This window comes from Rhizobium sp. 768_B6_N1_8 (assembly GCF_051811225.1).
Lineage (GTDB): Bacteria > Pseudomonadota > Alphaproteobacteria > Rhizobiales > Rhizobiaceae > Rhizobium.
Map to the genome: position 1 here is coordinate 3,747,228 of NZ_JBPWPV010000001.1, position 23,841 is coordinate 3,771,068.

Consider the following 23,841-nt stretch of genomic DNA (forward strand, 5'->3'; position numbering starts at 1 on the left):
CCTTAGTTCAGGCCGGCGAGAAGGTCCCTGAAGCCGCCCTCAACCGTCGGACGGATATCCGCACGCTCAAGAGCGAAGGCGACGTTGGCGAGGATGAAGCCATCCTTGGCGCCGCAGTCGTAAGTTTCACCCTTGAAGTGGTAGCCAGCGAAATCCTGCTCCTTGAGTAGCTTCAGCATGCCGTCGGTGAGCTGGATTTCGTTACCTGCGCCGCGTTCCTGGGTTTCCAGGATTTTGAAGATCTCCGGCTGCAGGATGTAGCGACCGTTGATGAAGAAGTTTGAAGGAGCCGTACCTTTGGCCGGCTTTTCAACCATGCCGGTGATCCGGAAGCCTTCGCCGATAGCTTCGCCAACGCCGACGATGCCATATTTGTGAGCCTGGTCGGGAGCGCATTCCTCGACAGCGATGATATTGCCGCCGCTGTGTTCGTAGAGCTCGATCATGCCCTTCATGCAGCCCTTTTGATCCTTCATGATCATGTCGGGAAGAAGCAGTGCGAAAGGCTCATCGCCGACGATTTCGCGGGCGCACCAGACGGCGTGGCCAAGGCCGAGCGGCTCCTGCTGACGGGTAAAGCTCACCGTGCCTGCCTTGGGAAGCTGCTGCTGCAGCAGGGTGATCTCCGCCTTCTTGGCGCGCTCCTTGAGCGTCTGCTCAAGTTCGAAATGAATATCGAAGTAATCTTCGATGACATGCTTGTTACGACCAGTAACAAAAACCAGATGTTCAATGCCTGCTTCAAGTGCTTCGTCGACAACATACTGAATGATTGGTTTATCGACGACCGTCAACATTTCCTTTGGAACCGCTTTAGTGGCTGGAAGGAACCGCGTTCCCAGACCTGCGACTGGAAATACTGCCTTGCGAACTTTCTTATTCAGAGCCACATCGACCTCCTGTTTTGACTATACCGCTTTTAACGAACGCTACATCGATTTGAACTAGTATAGAATTGCTACCGTTTTGCAAATGGTGACTGGACCGGCCGGGCATGGTAAAGAATTTGTTGACTCCGTTCCTGTAATTTCGGCGTAGGACGGACATGACGTACCGCCCAGGCTAAAACTGAAGATGACGGATACGACTGCCGATGACCCAGAAATATATGAACTCCCTTCGTGGTCTTGCTCTCGCCCTCGTTGTCGCCACCGCGACCGGACTGGCCCCCAATAACGCAAAAGCTGATGCCCGGTTCCAGAAGTGGATCGCGGACTTCTACCAAACTGCCGCGCAGAGTGGCATCAGTAAGGCAACCTATCAGAAAGCCTTTTCCGGGGTAAGCGAACCTGACCCCACAGTGCTGGAAAAGGCGACTTATCAGCCTGAATTCACATCTAAAATTTGGGATTACGTCGATTCCCGCGTCAATCCCTACACTGTGGAAATCGGCCGTAAGATGGCCGCCAAGCATGCCAAGACGCTGGATGTGATCCAGCGCCACTTCGGCGTCGATAAATCGATTCTGCTCGCCATCTGGTCGATGGAATCAAATTACGGCGCAGTTCTCGCTAAGGATGAGCGCCTTCACTATGTGCCCCGCGCATTGGCAACGCTTGCCTTTGCCGATCCCAAGCGTGCGAAATTTGCCAAGAAGCAGTTGATCGCAGCCCTGAAGATCCTGCAGAACGGCGACGTGCCGGCCAAGGAGATGACCGGCTCCTGGGCTGGCGCCATGGGCCACACCCAGTTCATCCCGACGAGCTATCTTCTCTATGCGGTGGACGCTGACGGCAACGGCCATCGCGACATCTGGAATTCCGTGCCCGACGCGCTGGCGACCTCAGCCAATCTCCTCATGAAGAACGGCTGGGACGCTGGCAGAACCTGGGGCTACGAGGTCGCAGTACCGGCATCTGCCGCACAGCAGGTCGGCAAGACGCGCACGCTCGCCCAGTGGGCTGCACTCGGCCTGAAGCGTCCGAATGGCAAGCCTTTCAAGGATGGCGACACCCGCGCCATGCTGAAGATGCCGGCAGGTAGCGATGGTCCGGGCTTCCTGATGACGGCGAACTTCTTCACCATCAAGAACTACAATGCCTCCGACAGCTATGCGCTCGCCGTCGGCCTGCTTGCAGACCAGATTGCCGGCTTTGGCGGAATGCAGCAGCGCTGGCCGCGTCCGGAAGGTGCGCTCGACATCACCGAGAAGTTCGAATTGCAGACACGCCTGAAGACGCTCGGCTATTACAGTGGTGATGTCGACGGCAATTTCGGCTCCGGCTCCAAGGCAGCCATCGCCGCTGTTCAGGAGCGCATCGGCATGCAGCCGGATGGTGAGCCTTCACTTTCGCTTCTCGACGCGCTGCGCCGTTAGCGCGTCGTGCGTCCATTTGGACGCACAAAGGACATTCTAACTCCTTGAATCTACGTATCGTGCTTTCCGAAAATCATTCCGATTTTCGGGCCGATGCTGTAGAAGCGGGGAAAGCCTGACCTAAATAATATTGGTGGTGTGGACGGAAAGCAGCTGCCTATGCAAGATGCCCGGCAGATGCGGAACTGCCCGATGACAAGACAAATTGACCGGACCCGATGGATTCGTGGGCTTGCGCTTGCCGCAGCCACGCTTTCCCTTTGCCTTGGTTCGATGCTGCCGGCCGACTATGCTGAGGCGCAGGAGCTTCGCTATCAACGCCGCTCCATCCTCGATTTCTTTCTCGGTCGCCGTTACATCGATGAGAACCCGCAGCCCGAAATGCGCGGCCAACCGCGGCGGCAACAACAGCAACGCAGGCGCCCAGCCGCGCAGAAGGCCGTGACGCCAATGCGCACGGCGCCGGTCGCGCCCGCTGAACCCGTGGTCCAAAAGCTGGACAATGCCCAGAAAATCCTGATCGTCGGTGATTTTCTCGCCGGCGGCCTGGGCGACGGCCTCACCGCCGCCTTTGAAACCTCGCCCGGCGTCGTAATCGAGGCCCGCAGCAATGTCTCTTCCGGCCTCGTGCGCGACGACTACTACAACTGGCCCGGCGAATTGCCGAAGATGATCGACGAGTTGAAGCCGGCAATGGTCGTCGTCATGATCGGCGCCAATGATCGCCAGCAGATGGTGACCGATGCCGGCAAGGAAAAATTTCGGACCGACGGCTGGTTTACCGAGTATCAGCGCCGCGTGCTGGCCTTCGGCAAAGAGATCACGAGCCGCAAGATCCCGCTGCTCTGGGTCGGACTTCCTGCCTTTGAATCCGATTCGATGACGGCCGATGCCGTGCAGATGAACCAGCTCTACCGCAATCAGGTGGAAAGCATCGGCGGCGAATTCGTCGATATCTGGGACGGCTTTGTGAATGAGAATGGCAAGTTCATCGTCACCGGTTCTGATGTCAACGGCCAGCAGGTGCGCCTGCGCACCACTGACGGCATCAACCTCACGCAGGCCGGCCGCCGCAAGCTCGCCTTCTACGTGGAAAAACCGGCGCGCCGCATTCTCGGCACCCAGGCAAGCCCCGACCTCGTGCGCCTCGACCCCGGCAACCTGCCGGCGCTGACGCTGCCGACCAATCCCGTCGAACATACGCAGCCGATCAGCCTCTCCGACCCGAACCTCGACGGTGGAGCAGAACTGCTCGGTGCCGGCAACACGCCGCCGGTGACGCTGACGAAATCGCCGCGCGATCTCCTGGTCGAACAGGGAGAGATGGCGCCGGCGCCCGCAGGCCGTATCGACGACTATCGCATGCCGACACTGAAGACGACTGCCGAAGTATCCGTGAAATGAGAAAGAGCCGCTAAAGCGGCCCTCATCAATGATCGGGACTTACTTGGCTGTCGCCTGCGGCCAGGTGAGATAATAGAAGTCAGAGCCGATCTGGCCGAAATAGGCATTGCTGTTGTCGACCTTATCCACACGGTGACCGGCCTGCTTGACGAATGAGGCGTCGTCGCCGCGCTTCAGATGCGCATTGAGGAAGTCGTTCCAGCCGCTGGCCTCGATATCGGTGCCAGGCTTGCTGTCCGTATTCGCTTCATCCGGATTTTCGACATCCCAGGCGGTGATGGAAACGCCCTGCGTCGGATCGGAGACCGTCAGCGTACCGTTCTCGAGAGCAGCCAGCATATCATGCGCCATACCATCAGTGCCTTCCTGTTCGGCCGCCTCTTCAAGCTGCTTTTTGAGCATGGCCATTGAAGGAGGAACTCGTCACATCGGGATTTTCGCTCGATGTGTCGGTCGTTTCGTCCGTCTGGTCGTTCTGCGCCGAAAGCGTGTCGAGCAGGCTTGCAAGCGCATTGTTGGAAAGCAGAGAGGATGTGTCCGGGTCGAGACCATAGCTGCTGAGGATACTGGCAGCGCTGGAGGAATTGGTGGCACTCTGATTGTTGTCGTCATCGGAACCGCGCAGGTTCTTCAGGGCGTATTGGGCTGAGACCAGCCGCGTACTGTCGATTGCGGAAACCATGGTTTGTCCTTTGTGATGGTCCGCAGCAACCATGTCCCTTGCGCCGCGGCCAACAGTGAAACGCCTCACGACTGAACGGGCGGGGGCATGTCCAGCCAGTCGCCGCAGGCCGGTTCGGGCCTGCATACGCAGGAAAACTGCAGCTCGGGAATTGCATGAAGCTTGCCGGAAGCCGCGGCGCGTCAACCGGTCGCACCACGAAAAACTCCGCCGGAATGCGGCGGAGTTTTATTGCTCGACGAATTGTTTGTGGCCGATCAGCGCGGCAGGACGGTGGAGCCCATCAGCGCCTCGTCAATCGCGCGCGCAGCCTGGCGGCCTTCGCGGATTGCCCAGACCACCAGCGACTGGCCGCGGCGCACGTCGCCCGCCGTCCAGAGCTTGTCGATCGAGGTCTTGTAGTCAAGGTCGTTGGCAACGACGTTGGTCGATCCGCGCTTGTCGATATTGAGTATCAGCTTGCCGTCGAGCTCCTTCAGCACGCTGTCGTTGAACGGACCGCTGAAGCCGATGGCGATAAAGGCAAGATCTGCCTTGATGACAAAATCCGTACCCGGAACCGGCCGGCGGCGCTCATCGACTTCACAGCACTTCACGCCTGTCAGGACACCATCTTCGCCGACGAATTCGAGCGTGGCGACCTGGAATTCGCGGATCGCGCCTTCGGCCTGCGAAGAGGAGGTACGCATCTTCGTGGCCCAGAACGGCCAGACGGCGAGCTTGTCTTCCTTTTCCGGCGGCTGCGGACGAATGTCGAGCTGGGTCACCTTGACCGCACCCTGACGGAAGGCCGTGCCGACGCAGTCCGACGCCGTATCACCACCGCCGACAACGACGACATGCTTGGCGCCGGCCAGGATCGGATCGGACGGCCAACCGGTGCTGTCGATATTCTCGCGGCCGACGCGCTTGTTCTGCTGAACCAGATACGGCATTGCATCGTGAACACCGGCGAGATCGATGCCCGGAATGCCGGGAGCACGCGGCGTCTCGGAGCCGCCGCAGTAAAGCACGGCATCATGATCCGCGAGCAGCTGCTCGACCTTGACGTCGACGCCGACATTGACGCCGCAATGGAACGTCACGCCCTCGCCTTTCATCTGCTCCACGCGGCGATCGATGAAGTTCTTCTCCATCTTGAAATCCGGAATGCCGTAACGCAGCAGGCCGCCGGGCTTCGTCTCACGCTCATAGACATGCACGTCATGGCCGGCGCGACCGAGTTGCTGGGCGGCCGCCATGCCGGCAGGGCCGGAGCCAATGATTGCAACCTTCTTTCCGGTATGGATCGTTGCCGGCTGCGGACGGATGAAGCCGAGCTCGTAAGCCTTGTCGGCAATCGCCTGTTCGACCGTCTTGATGGCGACCGGCGTATCCTCGAGGTTCAGCGTGCAGGCCTCCTCGCAAGGCGCGGGGCAGACCCGGCCAGTGAACTCCGGGAAGTTGTTGGTCGAATGCAAGTTCTGGATCGCCGCTTCCCAGTTGTTGTTGTAGACGAGGTCGTTCCAGTCCGGAATCTGGTTATGCACGGGGCAGCCGGTCGGGCCGTGGCAATAGGGGATGCCACAGTCCATGCAGCGGGCCGCCTGTTTCTGCACTTCCGGGTCCGACATCGGGATCGTGAATTCGCGGAAATGACGGATACGATCCGACGCCGGCTGATACTTCGCTACCTGCCGGTCGATTTCCAGAAAACCTGTAACCTTACCCATATTTTCGTCCCTTACCCTCATGACCGCCTCGCCCGCGGCCAGTTGTCTGTTCAGCCTCGATCGCGGAGGCAGGTTGTTTGTCTTGACCGTCATTCGAACATATCCCCTGTCGCCATCCACGCAGTTGCACAAGCTTCAAGCTCGTGGCTCATCGTCGTGTGTCATTGAGATATTTCAGTCACCCGCCACGCGCTTTTCAGGCGTGGCGGATTGTTCGGTGCAACTACTCGGCAGCGATGCCCATCCGGCTGCGCTCCATTTCCTCAAGCGCGCGACGGTATTCAACCGGCATGACCTTGCGGAATTTCGGGCGGTAGTCAGCCCAGTGCTCAAGGATTTCCTTGGCGCGGGTAGAGCCCGTGTAGTGCAGGTGGTTTGAGATCAGCTGGTATAGGCGCTCCTCGTCGTGACGCGTCATGTCGCCGGAGACGTCGACACGTCCCTTGTGCATGAGGTCGCCGCCGTGATGGTGCAGCTTCTCCAGCATGTCATCCTCTTCCGGAACCGGCTCGAGCTCGACCATGGCCATGTTGCAGCGGCTGGCGAAATCGCCGGCCTCGTCGAGAACATAGGCCACGCCGCCCGACATGCCGGCCGCGAAGTTGCGGCCCGTTTCGCCGAGCACGACGACCACGCCGCCCGTCATATATTCGCAGCCGTGGTCGCCCACGCCTTCGACGATGGCGATCGCACCGGAGTTACGAACTGCGAAACGCTCACCCGCGACACCGCGGAAGTAGCACTCGCCCTCGGTCGCACCGTAGAGAACGGTATTGCCGACGATGATCGAGTTCTCAGCGACGATCCTCGAGTTCTCCGGCGGACGGATGATGATCTTGCCGCCCGAGAGGCCCTTGCCGACATAGTCATTGCCGTCGCCGATCAGGTTGAAGGTCACGCCGCGTGCCAGGAATGCGCCGAAGCTCTGGCCTGCTGTTCCTTTGAGGGTGACGTTGATCGTGTCTTCCTTCAGGCCGCGATGGTTATAACGCTTGGCCACCTCGCCCGAGAGCATCGCACCGGCGGAACGATCGACGTTCCTGATGTCGACTTCGAAGGCAACGGGCGTCTTCGATGCCAGCGCCGGCTCGGCCGCCGCAATCATCTTGCGGTCGAGAATGTCGTCGATCGGGTGCTTCTGGCGCGTCGTCCAGTAGGTCTCCTCCTTCGGTGCATCGACCTTGTGGAAGATCTTCGCGAAGTCGAGTCCCCTAGCCTTCCAGTGCGCCAGCATCTCGTCCTTCTCGAGCAGTTCCGAAGCGCCGATGATCTCATCGAGCCTGGTGAAGCCGAGGGAGGCCAGAATTTCACGCACTTCGTTGGCGACGAAGAAGAAGTAGTTGATGACGTGCTCCGGCGTGCCCTTGAAGCGCTTGCGCAGGACGGGATCCTGCGTCGCCACGCCGACCGGACAGGTGTTGAGATGGCACTTGCGCATCATGATGCAGCCGGCAGCGATCAGCGGAGCCGTCGCGAAGCCGAATTCATCGGCACCAAGCAGCGCGCCGATGACGACGTCGCGGCCGGTCTTCAGACCACCGTCAACCTGCAGGGCAACGCGCGAGCGCAGACCGTTCAGCACCAGTGTCTGCTGGGTTTCGGCAAGGCCGATTTCCCAGGGAGAGCCTGCATGCTTCAACGAGGTGAGCGGTGAAGCGCCCGTGCCGCCGTCGAAACCGGCAACCGTGATGTGGTCGGCGCGCGCCTTGGCAACACCGGCGGCAACCGTGCCGACACCGACTTCCGAGACAAGCTTGACCGAGACATCCGAGGTCGGGTTGACATTCTTCAGGTCGTAGATCAGCTGTGCCAGATCTTCGATCGAATAGATGTCATGGTGCGGCGGCGGCGAAATCAGGCCGACGCCCGGCGTCGAATGACGGGTCTTGGCAACGACCGCATCGACCTTATGGCCGGGCAGCTGGCCGCCTTCGCCGGGCTTGGCGCCCTGCGCAACCTTGATCTGCAGCACGTCGGCATTGACGAGATATTCCGTCGTCACCCCGAAACGGCCGGATGCGATCTGCTTGATGGCCGAGCGCTCGGGATTCGACGAACCATTCGGCAGCGGCATGTAGCGATCGCTCTCTTCACCACCCTCACCGGTGTTCGACTTGCCGCCGATCCGGTTCATGGCGATCGCCAGCGTTGTATGCGCCTCGCGGCTGATCGAGCCGAAGGACATGGCGCCCGTGGAGAAGCGCTTGACGATATCGACCGCCGGCTCGACGCTGTCGACCGGCACCGGCTTGCGGCCGAGTGCCTCAGCGCTCTTGATCTTGAAGAGGCCGCGGATCGTGTTCATACGGAGCGCCGACGTGTTCACCATCTCGGCGAATTCGCGGTAGCGATCCTCGGCATTGCCGCGAACCGCATGCTGCAGGGCAGCCACGGCATCCGGCGTCCAGGCATGGCTTTCGCCACGCATGCGGTAGGCATATTCGCCGCCGATATCGAGCGTGCTGGCGAGCAGCGGATCGCGACCGAAGGCTGACTTGTGGCGGATGACCGTCTCGCTGGCGATTTCCTCCAGGCCGACGCCTTCGATGGTCGTCGCCGTGCCGAAAAAGTACTTGTCGACGAATTCCGACTGCAGGCCGATCGCATCGAAGATCTGCGCGCCACAATAGGACTGATAGGTCGAAATGCCCATCTTGGACATGACCTTCAGGATGCCCTTGCCGACAGCCTTGATGTAGCGATAGACGACTTCGCTGGCGTCGACTTCCTTCGGGAATTCGCCCTTGGCATGCATGTCAAGCAGCGTGTCGAAGGCGAGATAGGGGTTGATCGCTTCGGCGCCATAACCAGCCAGCAGGCAGAAATGGTGCACTTCGCGCGGCTCGCCGGTTTCGACGACGAGACCGACCGAGGTGCGCAGCCCCTTGCGGATCAGGTGATGGTGCACGGCAGCGGTCGCAAGCAGCGCCGGGATCGCGATACGATCAGGGCCGATCTGGCGGTCGGAGAGCACGATGATGTTGTACCCGCCCTTGACCGCCGCTTCCGCGCGCTCGCAGAGACGATCGAGCATTTCCGGCATGCCTTCGGCGCCACGCTCCACATCATAGGTGAAGTCGAGCGTCTTGGTGTCGAAACGGTCTTCCGTGTGACCGATCGAACGGATCTTTTCGAGATCGCCATTGGTGAGGATCGGCTGGCGCACTTCGAGGCGCTTGGCATTCGCCATGCCTTCATGGTCGAGGATGTTCGGACGCGGACCGATGAATGAGACGAGGCTCATGACGAGCTCTTCACGGATCGGATCGATCGGCGGGTTCGTCACCTGCGCGAAGTTCTGCTTGAAGTAGGTGTAGAGCAGCTTAGACTTCTCAGACATGGCCGAGATCGGCGTATCCGTGCCCATCGAGCCGATCGCTTCCTGACCCGTCGTCGCCATCGGCGACATCAGGATCTTGGTGTCCTCGGTCGTGTAGCCGAAGGCCTGCTGGCGATCGAGCAGCGAAACGTCGCGGCGAAGCGCACGCGGTTCGACCGGCTTCAGGTCTTCAAGGATAAGCTGCGTGCGGTTAAGCCAGCTGCGATAGGGATGCGCGTTCGCAAGCTGCGCCTTCACCTCGTCGTCGGAGATGATGCGGCCTTCTTCCATGTCGATCAGCAGCATCTTGCCTGGCTGTAGGCGCCACTTCTGGATGATGCTCTCTTCGGCAACCGGCAGCGTGCCAGCTTCGGAGGCGAGGATAACGCGATCATCGTCTGTGACGAGATAACGAGCGGGACGCAGGCCGTTGCGGTCGAGCGTCGCGCCGATCTGCTTGCCGTCGGTGAAGGCAACGGCAGCCGGGCCATCCCAAGGTTCCATGAGAGCAGCATGATATTCGTAGAATGCCTTGCGCTCCGGCGACATGGACTGGTTACCAGCCCAGGCTTCCGGGATCAGCATCATGACCGCATGCGAAAGCGAATAGCCGCCGCGCAAGAGGAATTCGAGCGCGTTGTCGAAACAGGCCGTGTCCGACTGGCCTTCATAGGAGATCGGCCAGAGCTTGGAGATGTCCTCGCCAAACAGCGGAGAGGAGACAGAGGCCTGGCGCGCCGCCATCCAGTTGACGTTGCCGCGCAGCGTGTTGATTTCGCCGTTATGGGCGACCATGCGGTACGGGTGAGCAAGCTTCCAGGACGGGAAGGTGTTGGTCGAGAACCGCTGGTGCACGAGTGCCACGGCGCTCTCGAAGCGCGGGTCCGCCAGGTCCTTATAATAGGCGCCGACCTGATAGGCCAGGAACATGCCCTTGTAGACGACGGTCGTGCTGGAGAGCGACACCGGATAGAAGTGGCTCTCCTCGCCGTCGAACTCGTCATAGATGCGGTTGGAGATCACCTTGCGAAGCGTGAAGAGCCGGCGCTCGAATTCGTCGTTCGTCGCGGCATCCTTGCCGGCACCGATGAAGACCTGCACGTGATGCGGCTCGGTCGCGGCAATTGCCGGCGCCTTGGAGAGCGAGGAATTGTCGACCGGAACGTCACGGAATCCGATGAGGACCTGGCCTTCTTCGGTGATGACGTCCTTGATCACCTTCTTGAAGTGCTCGATCTGCTTTTCGTCGCGCGGCATGAAGACATGGCCGACACCATATTCGCCGGCCTTCGGTAGGGTGATGCCCTGCTGAGCCATTTCCTCGCGGAAGAAGCGATCCGGGATCTGCACGAGGATGCCAGCACCGTCGCCCATCAGCGGATCGGCGCCGACGGCACCGCGATGCGTCAGGTTTTCAAGAATGAAGAGACCGTCTTTGACGATCTGATGCGACTTCTGGCCCTTCATATGCGCAACGAAGCCGACACCGCAGGCATCATGTTCATTGCGCGGATCGTAGAGCCCCTGTTTTTTCGGCAAGCCGGAGGCGAATTTACGCGTATTGGCCGTTGCGCGCACGTTTGCTGCTGCGAACTGGTCAATCTGCGTGGATGGCGTCTTCTTCGTCATCGTCTTCCTCCTGTCGAAGCCCGCGGGGCTGCGGGCGGCTTTTCGTCGCGCACCGCACCCTTTAAGATAGGTCCGGCGCGTGACAGCGCTGTTGCATTGTGAAGATCCGGTCGCAGACGTCTGCTTGGGGAAAGCAAACCGTCGCGTTCCGCGCCTGCCATTCGCCTCCGCGCGCCGCCATGTGAAGGCTCAGCACTCGAAAGAACTATAGCGTGAAAGCCGCTCTGTTCCAGGGCTTTCGGCGCCTCTTCGGCCGGGAAGGCCAAAATAGGACAGCAACCCTGTCCTAGTTCATCAGTTCAATGACAGAAACAATTCCTCTTCGCAAGAGTGTGCTCTTAAAAAAACGTCAATTTGCGACGGAAGATTGCCAAATCAGTCGAAACCACGACATAAAATTGCTCATCGAGAAAGTATTTTGTTTTTTGATTACGAGGTTCAATTTCTGTGATGGATCAGGACTTCCGCGCTTGATCCTGTGAAGCTTTGGCGTAATGTCCCTTTCCGAACTCCCGCCCCATCATTTTCAATGGTTTCTTCCATGTTTTTTGCTTCCGACAACTGGGCTGGCGCCCATAAATCCATTGCCGAGCGCCTGCTGGCTGAATCTGCCGGTTTTGCCGCCGCCTACGGCAACAGCGACTACGATAAGAAGGTTCAAGCCCGCTTCTCCGAAATCTTCGAACGCGAGGTCTCGGTCTTCTTCGTCGCCACCGGCACCGCCGCCAACTCGCTTTCGCTCGCAAGCGTGCAACGCCCCGGCGGCATCGCCTTCTGCCATCAGGAAGCCCATGTCGCCCAGGACGAATGCGGCGCCCCCGAATTCTTCTCCGGTGCATCCCGCCTGATGCCGGTCGCCGGCGATTTCGGCAAAATCGATCCGGCAGAACTGTCCGCGAAGATTGCCACCTTCCCTGAAGACGCGGTCCATCATGGTCGTGCAAGTGCCGTCACCATCACCCAGGCGACTGAAATCGGCACCGTCTATTCTCTACCGGAAATCGGCGAAATTTCCGCCATTGCCAAGAAGCGCAATCTGCCGCTGCATATGGACGGCGCCCGCTTCGCCAATGCGCTTGTCGCGCTCAACGCAACGCCTGCTGAAATGACCTGGAAACGCGGCGTCGACATCCTTTCCTTCGGCGGCACCAAGAATGGCTGCTGGTGCGCGGAGGCGATCATCTTCTTCAATCCTGAACAGGCGAAGGAAATGCCCTTCATCCGCAAACGCGCCGCCCAGCTCTTCTCCAAGTCGCGCTTCATCTCCGCCCAGTTCGACGCCTATTTCGAAAATAGCCTCTGGCTCGATCTCGCCCGTCACTCCAACGGCATGGCCGAGCGTCTGCGCGCAGGCATCGGCGCCAGCAACTCGGCTCGGCTCGCCTGGCCGACCGCCTCAAACGAAGTTTTTGCAGTCATTCAGAAATCAGCGGCAAAGATGGCTGAGGGCAGAGGCGCAAAATTCTACGAGTGGCCGATCCCGGCCGGCATGCCGGACCTCGTTTCGGAAGGCGAAACGCTCGTGCGCCTCGTCACCAGTTTCGCCACCACCGAAGCTGATGTCGATGGCTTCCTGAAGTGCCTGGCGGCCTGAGTTCCTGCAACGGCAACCATCACGGTCACAAAACAAGATCCCGCCAATATCGGCGGGATTTTTGTTTAAGGTAATCAAGCCGACCGCAAGTTCCTGACTTTCTTCAGAATATCATCCGAAAGTGCTTCCACCAGCGCCTGATCGGCGCCCTTGCGTGGCACCAGCACGAATTCAACATCCTCGAGAACCGGCAACCTGCCGACTGCGATCTCCTTCAGTCCCGAAGGCGCCATGCTGCGCGGCTGCACCAGCACGCCCATGCCAGCGCGCGCCGCAGCCGTCAGCCCGCTCAAGCTGCCGCAGGTACAGACGATCCGCCAAGGCACACCATGCCGCCCGAGTGCCTCGAGCGCAATGGCTCGCGTGACACTTGGCGGCGGAAAGGCAATCAGGGGCAGCGGGCCGGCTGAAAGAATGTGCTCGGGATCCCGCGCCAGCCACACCAGCGGCTCCCGATAGACCAGCCGCCCATGCGCATCTCCAAGCCTTCGCTTGGCAAGCACGAGGTCGATCGCTCCTGCGTCCTGCATTTCATAGAGCACGCCTGAAAGCGCCACGGTCAGCTCCAGATCGACCGAAGGATGCGAGCGAACGAAATCCTCCAGCACCGCCGGCAATTGGCTTGTCACGAAATCCTCGGAAACACCAAGACGCAGGCGTCCACGCAGGCTGCCTCCCTTGAATAGCGACTGCACCTGCCCTTCGATCGACAACATGGCACGCGCATGCGACAACAGCGCCTCGCCATCGCCTGTCAGGATGACCTTATGCGTATCGCGCTCCAGAAGCCGGCGCCCGAGCGACGTTTCCAGCCTCTGTATATGCTGGCTCACCGTCGATTGTCCGAGGCCGAGCCTTTCGGCCGCGAGCGTGAAGCTCCCCATTTGCTCGACGGTAACGAAACTGCGAAGCTGCGAAAGATCCAGCATAGGCGCGATCCTGATTCACGATAACTGTTATTCCTTGCATCCTGTATCATAATGAGCGACAGAATAATGACTCATTTATTCCAGCGAGACTGCCATGCGCCGCTTTTTGCCCGATACATTCACGATCCTGCTCGTCTGCACCGTCATTCTCGCTTCGATCTTTCCGGCGAGCGGCACCTTTGCCGGCTGGTTCGGTGTGGCGACTGATTTCGCCATTGCGCTGCTGTTCTTCCTGCACGGCGCGCGACTCTCGCGTGATGTTGTCATCGCCGGTCTGCTACACTGGCGGCTGCATCTCGTCATTCTGCTGACCACCTTCGGACTCTTCCCGATCCTCGGCCTGGCGATAGGCTTCATCCCGGATTCGATCCTGCCGCAGCCGCTTTATCTCGGCATCCTCTTCCTCTGCGTGCTGCCGTCGACTGTGCAGTCCTCGATCGCCTTCACCTCAATGGCGGGTGGTAATGTGCCGGCAGCGATCTGCTCGGCTTCGGCTTCCAATATTTTCGGCATGTTCCTGACGCCGTTGCTCGTCGGCCTGCTCTTTTCGGTCGGCGGCCACGGCGGCTTTTCCTTCGATGCGCTCGAACAGATCCTGCTCCAGCTCCTCGCCCCCTTCGTCGTCGGCCAGATCCTGCAGCCCTGGATCGGCGAATGGATCCGCTCCAAGAAGAAGATCCTGATGCCGGTCGACCGCGGCTCCATCCTGATGGTCGTCTACCTGGCTTTCTCGACGGCCGTCGTCGAGGGCCTGTGGCACACCTTCTCCATCGGCGACATCGCCGCCGTCATCATCGCCGACATGGTGCTGCTGGCGCTCGTTCTCGTTATCACCATGTATGGCAGCCGCTGGCTGGGCTTCAACAAGGCCGATGAGATCACCATCACCTTCTGCGGGTCGAAGAAGAGCCTCGCAAGCGGCGTTCCGATGGCAAACGTCATCTTCGCCGGCCAGTCGATCGGCGCAATCGTCCTGCCGCTGATGCTCTTCCATCAGATCCAGCTGATGGTCTGCGCCGTCATCGCCCAGAAATATGCCGCCGCCGCAGCCCGCCGGGCCACCGAAAAGCAGCTTGAAGAAGCGGCAAGCCCAGCCTGATTGAACAGAATGACCGCAAACAAAAACGGCGCCCGCGAGGGCGCCGTTTCCGTCTGATCTGTCAAAGCGGATTAGTTGTTGACGACCTGTGCTTCGATCGCCTTCGGAGCCTCGACCGGCTCGGCAGCAATAGCGATCTTGCGGGGCTTGAGAGCCTCCGGGATGCTGCGCAGAAGGTCGATGTGCAGGAGGCCGTTCTTCAGCGAAGCGGCGGTCACTTCGACATGGTCGGCAAGCTGGAAGCGGCGCTCGAAGGCGCGCTTTGCGATGCCACGATAGAGGAACTCGCTGCCATCAGCATTTTCTTCGCGCTTTTCACCCTTCACGATGAGCGCGTGGGCATGCGATTCGATGGAGAGTTCGGTTTCGTCGAAGCCGGCAACGGCCATGGTGATACGGTAGGTGTTCTCACCGGTCCGCTCGATGTTGTACGGCGGATAGCTCGGAACCTGCTCCGGCTGGGAGAGGCTGTCGAGCATGGTAAAGAGGCGGTCGAAACCGACGGTGGAACGATAAAGGGGAGAGAAGTCTACGTGACGCATGATGTCCTCCTAGGGAAGCGACGTGTTGCGATATCATGCCCTGAAACCCCGTTCTTGGCGGCTTCGGGACGGTTGCGCGGACCCTTCTGGCGTCCGCAGAGTTCAGATGGGTATGGCTTTCTGGGACTTCAAGCCCTCTTCAAAGCACCCGGGATGGCTGCGTGAACCCCGCATGAACGGCAGGTTCGGCGAAGGTTCAGGCGCTGCTGTCTAGAGATAGAGGCATCGGGTGACACTGGCCCGAAGGCTGAAGTGTATCGTCCCTTCTTCTTCAGCCTAAATTCGGCCGGCCAAGAGCTCCCTCAGCTCCGCCGGCCTTTTTTCTTCAGGCGTAAAGCTCTGCAAGCTGATCCTGCGTCGCATCCAGCCTATCAGCCGCGGCATCCTGATGGCTCAGCATGAGAGCGCTGACGATGCGCGACAGCGCAGCTGAATCACTGCTTGAAAATATCGACAAAGGACTGCTGTCCTCTTTGCCGCCGCTGTTTGAAGGCGGCACCTCGGCAACGATGGAACCGCCGCCCGGCAGCTTCGTGCTGATCGTGAAACCCTCCGCCGGAAAGGCGTCGCGATTGTCAACGATCATCTGCTCGAGCGCAAGGAACTGGCCGTTTTCCGGCGAAATGTCGGCATTCTGCGGCATTGCCATGACGGCAGAATATTCCCGCGCGAAAGCTGCCTGCGACTTCGAATTGTCGCTGAGCAGTTTCAGGATCGCCGGATGCACATCCGGCGGATCGATATCGAGATAGTCCGACTGCAAATAATCGAGAATGGACTCCGGCCGCTGCGGACCGGTTGATTGGTGGACGCCGGAATTGACAGGCCCGACGGAAGAAACCGAACTCATGGCCAGCCTCCCGGCGCCCCAATCTTCAGTCATGAACGTGCGGATAACCGGCCTCATGCCGGGACAAATCTTTCGTTCGCACTAACCATAGCGTGTCTCTGCTTTCGCGAAGCTTGCCATATAGAAAAATCTTAATGTATTATACCTCGCTTATATTAAGCCACAATTTCGCCATTGATTTTCCCGGCCTCTGCGCTATCCCCTAGTATATCTCTCACGCGAAGAAACATTCTGCCTATGGAACAGGTTCTTTACTCGACCCCAGACAATCCGGCGCCAGAGAACCGCACCGAAGGTTTTTTCGAGACCTACGACGGCCATAGGTTGCGTTATGCCGTCTTCCGGTCGCAGGCACCGGTCGCCCATGGAACGGTGGTGCTCCTGCACGGGCGCAGCGAATATATCGAGAAGTATTTCGAGACGATCCGAGATCTCACCGCCAAGGGCCTCTGGGTCGCGACTTTCGATCTGCGCGGCCAGGGTGGTTCGCCTCGGCTGATCAAGAAACGCAATCATGGCCACATCCGCCGCTTTTCCGATTACGAGCGCGATCTCGATGCCTTCCTCGAAAAGGTCGTGCTCCCGGATACCCGCCTGCCCTTCTATATGCTTGCTCATTCCACAGGCGCGCTGATTGCGCTTTCCGCCGCACCCTATCTCTCGACGCGTATCGAGCGCATGGTGCTCTCTGCCCCTTTCCTCGGCCTCATCGGCCAGGCCGCCTCCCAAGGCGTCATCCGCACGGTATCGAGCGCACTCTGTGCTGTTGGCCTCGGCGGGATGCCGCTCGGCAAGATGAAGGAGCTGCAATTCCTTGATAATCCGCTCACATCGGACGAAACGCGCTTCGAGCGCAATGCGGCTATAGCAAAAGCCCACCCGGAGCTTGCGCTGGGAGCGCCGACCGCGCGCTGGATGTATGAATGCATGAAGGCGATCGACCGGGTGACCCAGCCCTATCATCTCTTTTCGATCACCATTCCCTCTGTCGTCATCGCCCCGACACGCGACGGGCTGGTGCCTTATACGGTGCAGGAGAGGCTTTCGCGTTATTTCCGCGCCGGTCAGCTCGTACCGATCAACGGCGCCCGCCACGAGATATTCCAGGAAAGGGATATGTATCGTACCGCAGCACTTGCCGCCTTCCACGCCTTCATTCCCGGCAGCGACGCCGAGGCGACCGATGACGTGACGGCGATCGGCGTCTGAAACTTAAACCCATCGCGGTCTCCAGGATTCGCTCGCCATGCTTTAAGTTCTTATTTTACGCATGTGGTTATCGCAAAACCGCTGCACACTTTTGCACGACGCGCGTTAGCGCTGCAGGATGGCGATCGCCTCTTCATAGACCGCCCTGCTGCCGGCAGCGATAATGGAGCCGCCGTTTTCCGGCCGTCCGCCGTCCCAGGTGGTCATGATGCCGCCGGCGCCCTCGATGACAGGAATGATCCCACCGACATCATAGGGTTTGAGGCTGTTCTCGATCACGAGATCGACATGGCCTGCCGCCAGCAGCGCATAGGCATAACAGTCACAGCCATAACGGAAGAGCCGCACCTGACTTTCGATCTCGCGATATTTCTCCATCTCCTCGCCGACGAAGAGATGCGGCGAGGTCGTGAAGAGGATGGCATTGGAAAGAGCGCCGCAGTCACGCACCTGCAGCCGGCGTTCGCCCTCAGGCCCGCTATAGGTCGAACCGTTTTCGTCGCCGAAGTAACGTTCGCCGGTGAAAGGCTGCTCGATCATACCGGCAACCGCCCGGCCATTCTTCTGCAGGCCGATCAGCGTACCCCAGACCGGAACGCCGGAAATGAAGGCGCGCGTACCGTCGATCGGGTCGATCACCCAAACATGCTCGCGGTCGAGGCCGACATTGCCATGTTCTTCGCCCAGAATACCGTGCTCCGGGAAATGCGCTTCGATCAGCGCACGGATGGCTGTCTCCGCCGCCCTGTCGCCTTCAGTGACCGGATCGAAGCCGGACGACAGCTTGTTGGTGACATTGGTGCCCGAGCGAAAACGCGGCAGGGTTTCGGCCTTGGCAGCTTCGGCGAGACGGTTGAAGAACGAACGGTCAGGAAGCATGGAGAAATCCACATAGCTGGCGGGAAATGGCGTTTTTCATAGCGAAAAACCGGCGGATTGCAAACACAACAGGCAATTTCCGATTAGCTGCCTAAATATTTTGCAGTGCAATATAATGCTTGACAATTGTGCAATGCAGCAGTAGTTTCTTACCTACAGTCTTCTGACTGTAAATACCCTCCTTGGGTGTTTCCTCCCTAGACTTAGCCGCGCTCACAAAGCGCGGTTTTTTTTGATCTGAAGGCAGAAAATTACTCGGCCGCGAGCGCCCGGTCGCCGGAGAATTTTTCGACATAGTCTGCCATCTGCCGCATGAACGACGTGACGGCGGCTGCAACGATGTCGAAATCTGGCCGCTTCTCCAGCGTGACCTCATCGACGTAGATCGAACGGTTGACCTCGATCTGCAGCGCATGCAGCCCGCGTGACGGACGGCCGTAATGTTCGGTGATGAAGCCACCGGCATAGGGCTTGTTGCGGATCGCTGCAAAACCCATTTCCTCGAGGATGCCGATTGCCGTACGCGAAAGCTCTGCCGAAGCGCTGGTGCCGTAGCGATCGCCGATGATGAAATCGGGCCGCGCATTGCTACCGGCAACGCGCACGTTGCCCGGCATGGAATGGCAGTCGATCAGGACGCCGAAGCCAAACTGTACATGGGTGCGTGCAATCAGCCGCCGCAACGTCGAGTGATAGGGCTTGTAGACACTTTCGACACGTTCCAGCCCCTCCTGAACGGGCAGCCGGCGCGCATAGATTTCCATGTTCTCGGCCACGATGCGCGGAATGGTGCCAAGTCCACCCGCAACCCTTAGCGAGTTGATATTCGCATAGGGCGGCAACAGCCCGTCGAACATGCGCGGATCGAGCTCATAAGGCTCACGGTTGACGTCCAGGTAGGCGCGCGGGAAATTCGCAAGGAGGAGTGGCGCACCGAGGTCCACGGCTGCGCCGAACAGCTCATCGACATAATGGTCTTCGGACCGGCGTATCGAGATACCTTCCAGCCGCGACTGCGCGATGAATTCCGGTGGATAAATGCGACCGCTATGAGGGGAGTTGTAGACGAAAGGAATGGTCTGCGACACGGGCTCATGCACTTCAAAAAGCTCGTATTCGCGTATTTCCGGCACTTTCTGCCCTCTTTACCATGTCATCAAGTGGCTGTGACGACTATGTTGCCAGTTGCCTGCCCTTAAGTCCATACTACATAGAAGGGATGGCGGTCGTGGCTAGGGCGATTTCACCGGTTGTTTACCGGGCGAAGTTTAGTGTAGACGGCTGGTATCCTAGAAAAACATCAGTGATCAGCGGTCCGGATTAATGACTCAGAAGATACTTCTCGCCGAAGACGACAATGACATGCGCCGCTTCCTCGTGAAGGCGCTCGAAAAGGCCGGATACAAGGTCCTTTCCTACGACAACGGCGCTAGCGCTTATGACCGCCTGCGTGAGGAGCCCTTCTCCCTGCTGCTGACCGATATCGTCATGCCGGAAATGGATGGCATCGAGCTGGCGCGCCGTGCGACCGAACTCGATCCTGACCTGAAGGTCATGTTCATCACCGGCTTCGCAGCCGTTGCACTGAACCCTGATTCGAAGGCTCCGAAGGATGCAAAGGTCCTTTCCAAGCCTTTCCACCTGCGCGATCTCGTTGACGAGGTCAACAAGATGCTTGCCGCATAAGGCTTCTTGGCGGCTCGTCACAAAACTTCAAAAAAGCCTATTGACGGCTCCGGAGGTTTTGTGATCTATGCGCCGCCATCGGATGGGCGTGTAGCTCAGCGGGAGAGCACTACGTTGACATCGTAGGGGTCACAGGTTCAATCCCTGTCACGCCCACCATCCTAATTCGCTGAAAAGCAAAGGCCTTTCGAGAAATCGAAAGGCCTTTTTAGTTTCCGGTTTTAAGTTGCCGGATTCGCATTCCAGGCCAAGCCACCTGTACCGGCTCGTCTCAAATCTTATCCGAAGGGATCGAAACCAAATTCGGACACAGAGCCATGCCATGCGCGATAATAGAGCCCGAGGCGTTGATTCGCCTCGTCAGGACATGGGGTTCGAATCGAAATGAAATTATCCGCGCTTGCCATCGCCGCCTTCTCCACCCTCGCTTTTGCAGCTGCAGCGCAGGCCGACGACAATTTTCCGGGTGCGCCCGGCGTCATCGCCCTTGGTGGCAAGTGCCAGAAGCTGGTCGTCGCGAAATTCGATGCCACGAAGGGCTGCAAGGGCGAGCTGGCAAGCGTGACGCTCATCAACGGCACTGTGACCTTCATCTTCACCTCTGATGGCAAGCTGCTGGGCTTCCAGGGCGATGGGAAGGGCATCAAGCCCGCGTCCAATGGCAATGCCCGCCTGCCGCTCAGCCTTGTCACCACGGGCGTTGGAAACAAGATGACAGGTGAGGTGAAGGTTGCCGGTTCGTGCACCTTCGGCAATCCTTATTCCGGTAAGCCGACTGCCATCGAATGCACGGCCGAAAGCAAGGATTCGGCCTTCACCGGCAGCTTCCGCACCAGCGGCAAGGCGCCAGCACGGAAATAACACGCGAAAATAAGCGATCGTCAGACCGGGGGCCTCAAGCGCACCAGGAACCGCCGGCAGATCCCGGCTTCCTGGCCAGGCCCTCATTGATAAGCCGCGTGCCGAAAGAGCGCCCGTCGCGCGAAATGACACGCGGCGCACCCCGGTCATCTGCCTTGCCGACAGCATTCATGTTGAACGGACCGGCATTCAGCAGCGCAAGCAAACGCGACTTGGCAGCAAAGGCAATCTTCCGTTCGTCTTCGCAGCGTGCACGGTCCACGTCCGGGCTGACCATATCGGCGATGACGATCTTCTCGCCCTTATACCAGAAGGTACCTGCGTCACCGACGCAATTGATATGCTCGCCCTGCCCGCAATATCCGAAAGCCGCCTTGGCGGTTTCCGACGAGGACGAGGAAGCAGGAGAAATAGAGGCCGGCACGATCTTTGCCGCCGGCACTGGAGCCGAGGGGATCGCTGCAGGTGGTACTGGATCGTTTGTCTGGCGGGGCTTGACAGCAGGAGCCGCAACGGCAACCTGCTTCGGCGCTTCCTTGGATGTCTGAGGTTTGCCTTCAGCCGCCTCACTGATGACGGCGGCAGGTGCCTTGCCAAGCATCGGGCGGATGCTCTTCCAATTGTCATAGGCGGCAATGGCGCCCACCGCCGCGATGCCTATCACCATCCAGGGCATCGCGCCGCTGGAGGACGCGCTGCTCTTCCTTTTTGCCGGCGCCTTGCGGCGGCGTGTCGCTGTCTTGGCCATCGATCCGATTCCCTTGAATGGGCCGGATTATCGCTGCCCAATCCTTTCGGAAAGGTTGGCAAGATATGGCCGTGGGTCGCTTTCCCAGACCAGAACTCGTCGGAAAAGAAAACGCCCGGCGCATGGCCGGGCGTCTCATTCAAACTCTGCCCTGTATTCAGCAGCCTTGCGCTGCCGAGGTTGCAGCAGCGGGCTTTGCGGTTTGCCCGCTTGACTGCGCGGATGGCGTCTCGCGCTTGCCTATATCGATCCGGCGTTCGGCCGCCTCGCGCACGGCCTGCCACTCATATTCATGCTGGATGAAGATATCCCGCGGCACAAGATTGATCGTCATTCGTATTTCACCTGTCTTGTCGGTTGCGGAACTGGTTTTCAGCGCACGGGCTTTGCGACGTTGGCATCGTTGCTCTTGATATCAAGCCCGCCCTTGGAAAGGTCGCTGCCGGTCATATGCGCAGGCACATGAATGTCGTGTATTGCGCCCGGGGTCAGCGTCAGGTCCACCTGGTGCGGGGGCAGAACCTGCGCCCTCTGCATGCGATTGGGTTTCGCCCGCTTCATACGGTCCGACGCTTCCGTGCGCTTGTCGGGAACATGGGTCGAATTATGCATCGTCGCCCTCCTTCAAGAGTATCTGAGATGTTTCATCGGCTCAGCTAGGACGGAACGGGTGAGCGCCAGTATGGTTCCAAAGAAATCGATAACCTTGCCCGTCCGTGCATCTTGACTGGCGCAGCAACATGACTACCTAGTGGAGCACCCGCCGCCTCATCCAGACATCGGCTGCGGGGGAACCCTGGTGCCGGGCCCCTCTGGCGAGAGTTTTTACGGCGCTCTCGTGATGTCGGTACCGCCTGCAAATTAGCCGGCGGATTTTTCATCGATGAAAAAGCTCACCATGCCAATAGCGCATGCCCTATGTGGTATGCGTTTTTCTGTTTTCACCCCATCTTCAGAAACGGTTTGTGGCTGCGAGGTGCAGCCATGAACCAGCTTCAATCCCACAAATCCTCGCTCGGCTACTTCCGCTGGGCCTTCATCGTCACCGCACTCGGCCTGGCACTCGGCGCATTTCTCGGCTGGCAGTCGACCGGCACGCTGGGTGGCATGGCCACTGTTTTCTTCATCTGCACGGTACTGGCTGTGCTGGAGATCTCGCTCTCCTTCGACAACGCCATCGTCAATGCCAATAAGCTGAAAGAAATGACCCCTGTCTGGCAGCATCGCTTCCTGACCTGGGGTATCGTTATTGCCGTCTTCGGCATGCGTATCGTCTTTCCGCTGGCAATCGTTGCCATCGCAGCAAAGATCGGCCCATGGGAAGCGCTCGTGCTTGCGGCGCGTGAACCTGCCGAATATGCCCGCATCATGAATGATGCGCATCTGCCGATCGCAGCCTTCGGCGGCACCTTCCTGATGATGGTTGGCCTCAGCTACTTCTTCAACCATGAGAAGGAAGTCCACTGGATCGGCTCGCTGGAGCGGCTGATGGCGCGTTCGGCCACCATCAAGGGTATCGAGATCGCGTTCGTGCTCCTGCTGATCCTGCTGTTTTCCTATCTCCTGGAAGGCGAAGACTCGACCACTTTCGTCTACTGCGCCATCTACGGTCTCGTGACCTTCCTGGTGGTGGAAGTCATTGGTGGTCTTCTCGATGCATCGCAGCGCGCGATGAGCGAGGCGGCAAAGGGTGGCCTCGGCGCCTTCATCTATCTGGAAGTGCTGGATGCCAGCTTCTCCTTCGACGGCGTCATCGGCGCCTTCGCACTGACGCAGAACCTCTTCATCATCGCCATCGGCCTCGGCATCGGCGCCATGTATGTGCGCTCCATGACGATCATGCTGGTGGAAAAGGGAACGCTGGCCGAATACCGCTATCTGGAACACGGCGCCTTCTACGCCATTCTGATCCTCTCGGTGATCATGTATGTGCAGACCTTGACGCACATTCCCGAGGTCATCACCGGCCTTGGCGGCGCAGCCCTGATCGGCATCTCGCTCTGGTCCTCGATCCGCTACAACAGGCAAGAGCTGCAGAAAGAAGCTGATGTCCCCGAGCGGGAGCGCCTGCACGCCTGACAGTCAAAAAGCCGCCACGGTCTGGCGCTGCGGCTCGCATAGTCCAAAAAACAAAGCCCGCGACCAACGGTTGCGGGCTCATTCATTCAATAGATGATCTGACACTCAATCTATGCATTCGGCACGTCTTACCGGATGACACGGCCAAAGCTTACCGGATCGATACCGAGTTCCTGCAGGTCACGTGCGCGTGGCTTGCGGCCACCTTCGACAGCGGCGCTGACTGCGTTTGCGGCACCGAGCGCTGCAATGGCGCGGGCCAGGAAACCATTATGGATCGACTTTCTGAAAGCGGACATCTT

20 protein-coding genes, 1 tRNA gene and 1 pseudogene are annotated in these 23,841 nt (G+C 59.3%); 9 read left to right on the top strand and 13 right to left on the bottom strand.

What is annotated here, in order from left to right; translation table 11 throughout:
- Positions 1 to 2: 2 nt before the first annotated feature.
- Complete coding sequence (galU, locus tag AB8B33_RS19285) at positions 3 to 890, bottom strand: UTP--glucose-1-phosphate uridylyltransferase GalU (protein WP_310383622.1); 888 nt, start codon at positions 888 to 890, stop codon at positions 3 to 5.
- Positions 891 to 1,093: 203 nt separating this feature from the next.
- Here galU and AB8B33_RS19290 point away from each other — a divergent pair, with 203 nt between their 5' ends.
- On the top strand, positions 1,094 to 2,317 hold the full coding sequence (locus AB8B33_RS19290; RefSeq protein ID WP_439016553.1) for a lytic murein transglycosylase: 1,224 nt from the start codon (positions 1,094 to 1,096) through the stop codon (positions 2,315 to 2,317).
- Positions 2,318 to 2,509: 192 nt separating this feature from the next.
- A complete protein-coding gene (locus tag AB8B33_RS19295; RefSeq protein WP_439016554.1) occupies positions 2,510 to 3,721 on the top strand; it encodes an SGNH/GDSL hydrolase family protein in 1,212 nt (403 codons plus the stop codon).
- Positions 3,722 to 3,760: 39 nt separating this feature from the next.
- Here the strand turns inward: AB8B33_RS19295 and AB8B33_RS19300 are convergent.
- The 3 genes and pseudogenes from AB8B33_RS19300 to gltB form a co-directional block, all read right to left on the bottom strand.
- Positions 3,761 to 4,403, bottom strand: a pseudogene (locus AB8B33_RS19300) (hypothetical protein).
- 257 nt (positions 4,404 to 4,660) lie between these two features.
- Entirely contained in the window at positions 4,661 to 6,115 is a 1,455-nt protein-coding gene (locus AB8B33_RS19305) for a glutamate synthase subunit beta (RefSeq protein ID WP_439017278.1), read from the bottom strand.
- A gap of 223 nt (positions 6,116 to 6,338) precedes the next feature.
- Positions 6,339 to 11,063 carry a glutamate synthase large subunit gene (gene gltB / locus AB8B33_RS19310; protein WP_439016555.1) on the bottom strand — a complete coding sequence of 1,575 codons (4,725 nt, stop codon included), beginning with the start codon at positions 11,061 to 11,063 and terminating at the stop codon, positions 6,339 to 6,341.
- Between the two features lie 541 nt (positions 11,064 to 11,604).
- Here gltB and AB8B33_RS19315 point away from each other — a divergent pair.
- Positions 11,605 to 12,657 carry a threonine aldolase family protein gene (locus tag AB8B33_RS19315; RefSeq protein ID WP_439016556.1) on the top strand — a complete coding sequence of 351 codons (1,053 nt, stop codon included), beginning with the start codon at positions 11,605 to 11,607 and terminating at the stop codon, positions 12,655 to 12,657.
- A 74-nt stretch (positions 12,658 to 12,731) separates the two neighbouring features.
- On the opposite strand, the gene AB8B33_RS19320 is transcribed toward AB8B33_RS19315, so the two are convergent.
- Positions 12,732 to 13,586, bottom strand: a complete 855-nt coding sequence (locus AB8B33_RS19320; RefSeq protein ID WP_439016557.1) for a LysR family transcriptional regulator — start codon at positions 13,584 to 13,586, stop codon at positions 12,732 to 12,734.
- Between the two features lie 94 nt (positions 13,587 to 13,680).
- Between AB8B33_RS19320 and AB8B33_RS19325 the strand changes: the two genes are divergently transcribed.
- The gene (locus tag AB8B33_RS19325; RefSeq protein WP_439016558.1) at positions 13,681 to 14,685 is read left to right on the top strand and encodes a bile acid:sodium symporter family protein; all 1,005 of its coding nucleotides are present in this window, start codon (positions 13,681 to 13,683) and stop codon (positions 14,683 to 14,685) included.
- 71 nt (positions 14,686 to 14,756) lie between these two features.
- On the opposite strand, the gene AB8B33_RS19330 is transcribed toward AB8B33_RS19325, so the two are convergent.
- Positions 14,757 to 15,227, bottom strand: coding sequence for an Hsp20 family protein (locus AB8B33_RS19330; RefSeq protein WP_007822816.1), 471 nt, complete (start codon positions 15,225 to 15,227; stop codon positions 14,757 to 14,759).
- Between the two features lie 325 nt (positions 15,228 to 15,552).
- Positions 15,553 to 16,077: a hypothetical protein gene (locus tag AB8B33_RS19335; protein WP_439016559.1), complete on the bottom strand. Its 525-nt coding sequence runs from the start codon at positions 16,075 to 16,077 to the stop codon at positions 15,553 to 15,555.
- Between the two features lie 237 nt (positions 16,078 to 16,314).
- Between AB8B33_RS19335 and AB8B33_RS19340 the strand changes: the two genes are divergently transcribed.
- The gene (locus AB8B33_RS19340; RefSeq protein ID WP_439016560.1) at positions 16,315 to 17,286 is read left to right on the top strand and encodes an alpha/beta fold hydrolase; all 972 of its coding nucleotides are present in this window, start codon (positions 16,315 to 16,317) and stop codon (positions 17,284 to 17,286) included.
- A 105-nt stretch (positions 17,287 to 17,391) separates the two neighbouring features.
- Here AB8B33_RS19340 and hisN read toward each other — a convergent pair whose 3' ends face one another.
- Both hisN and AB8B33_RS19350 read right to left on the bottom strand, forming a co-directional pair.
- Positions 17,392 to 18,165, bottom strand: coding sequence for a histidinol-phosphatase (hisN, locus tag AB8B33_RS19345; protein ID WP_113320938.1), 774 nt, complete (start codon positions 18,163 to 18,165; stop codon positions 17,392 to 17,394).
- A 251-nt stretch (positions 18,166 to 18,416) separates the two neighbouring features.
- The gene (locus AB8B33_RS19350) at positions 18,417 to 19,298 is read right to left on the bottom strand and encodes an N-formylglutamate amidohydrolase (protein ID WP_310383648.1); all 882 of its coding nucleotides are present in this window, start codon (positions 19,296 to 19,298) and stop codon (positions 18,417 to 18,419) included.
- A gap of 190 nt (positions 19,299 to 19,488) precedes the next feature.
- On the opposite strand from AB8B33_RS19350, the gene cpdR1 reads away from it, so the two are divergent.
- The 3 genes from cpdR1 (at position 19,489) to AB8B33_RS19365 (ending at position 20,712) form a co-directional block, all read left to right on the top strand.
- Complete coding sequence (cpdR1, locus tag AB8B33_RS19355; protein ID WP_003542883.1) at positions 19,489 to 19,851, top strand: response regulator CpdR1; 363 nt, start codon at positions 19,489 to 19,491, stop codon at positions 19,849 to 19,851.
- Positions 19,852 to 19,935: 84 nt separating this feature from the next.
- Positions 19,936 to 20,010: transfer RNA gene (locus tag AB8B33_RS19360), tRNA-Val, on the top strand.
- A gap of 225 nt (positions 20,011 to 20,235) precedes the next feature.
- The gene (locus tag AB8B33_RS19365) at positions 20,236 to 20,712 is read left to right on the top strand and encodes a hypothetical protein (protein WP_439016561.1); all 477 of its coding nucleotides are present in this window, start codon (positions 20,236 to 20,238) and stop codon (positions 20,710 to 20,712) included.
- 34 nt (positions 20,713 to 20,746) lie between these two features.
- On the opposite strand, the gene AB8B33_RS19370 is transcribed toward AB8B33_RS19365, so the two are convergent.
- The 3 genes from AB8B33_RS19370 to AB8B33_RS19380 all read right to left on the bottom strand — a co-directional run bounded on the left by AB8B33_RS19370 (position 20,747) and on the right by AB8B33_RS19380 (position 22,072).
- Positions 20,747 to 21,460, bottom strand: a complete 714-nt coding sequence (locus AB8B33_RS19370; RefSeq protein WP_439016562.1) for a hypothetical protein — start codon at positions 21,458 to 21,460, stop codon at positions 20,747 to 20,749.
- A gap of 157 nt (positions 21,461 to 21,617) precedes the next feature.
- On the bottom strand, positions 21,618 to 21,794 hold the full coding sequence (locus tag AB8B33_RS19375) for a hypothetical protein (protein WP_439016563.1): 177 nt from the start codon (positions 21,792 to 21,794) through the stop codon (positions 21,618 to 21,620).
- Positions 21,795 to 21,832: 38 nt separating this feature from the next.
- On the bottom strand, positions 21,833 to 22,072 hold the full coding sequence (locus AB8B33_RS19380) for a hypothetical protein (RefSeq protein ID WP_439016564.1): 240 nt from the start codon (positions 22,070 to 22,072) through the stop codon (positions 21,833 to 21,835).
- Between the two features lie 372 nt (positions 22,073 to 22,444).
- Here AB8B33_RS19380 and AB8B33_RS19385 point away from each other — a divergent pair, with 372 nt between their 5' ends.
- Complete coding sequence (locus AB8B33_RS19385) at positions 22,445 to 23,539, top strand: DUF475 domain-containing protein (protein ID WP_439016565.1); 1,095 nt, start codon at positions 22,445 to 22,447, stop codon at positions 23,537 to 23,539.
- A 128-nt stretch (positions 23,540 to 23,667) separates the two neighbouring features.
- On the opposite strand, the gene AB8B33_RS19390 is transcribed toward AB8B33_RS19385, so the two are convergent.
- Complete coding sequence (locus AB8B33_RS19390) at positions 23,668 to 23,838, bottom strand: hypothetical protein (RefSeq protein WP_439016566.1); 171 nt, start codon at positions 23,836 to 23,838, stop codon at positions 23,668 to 23,670.
- Between the last annotated feature and the right edge of the window lie 3 nt (positions 23,839 to 23,841).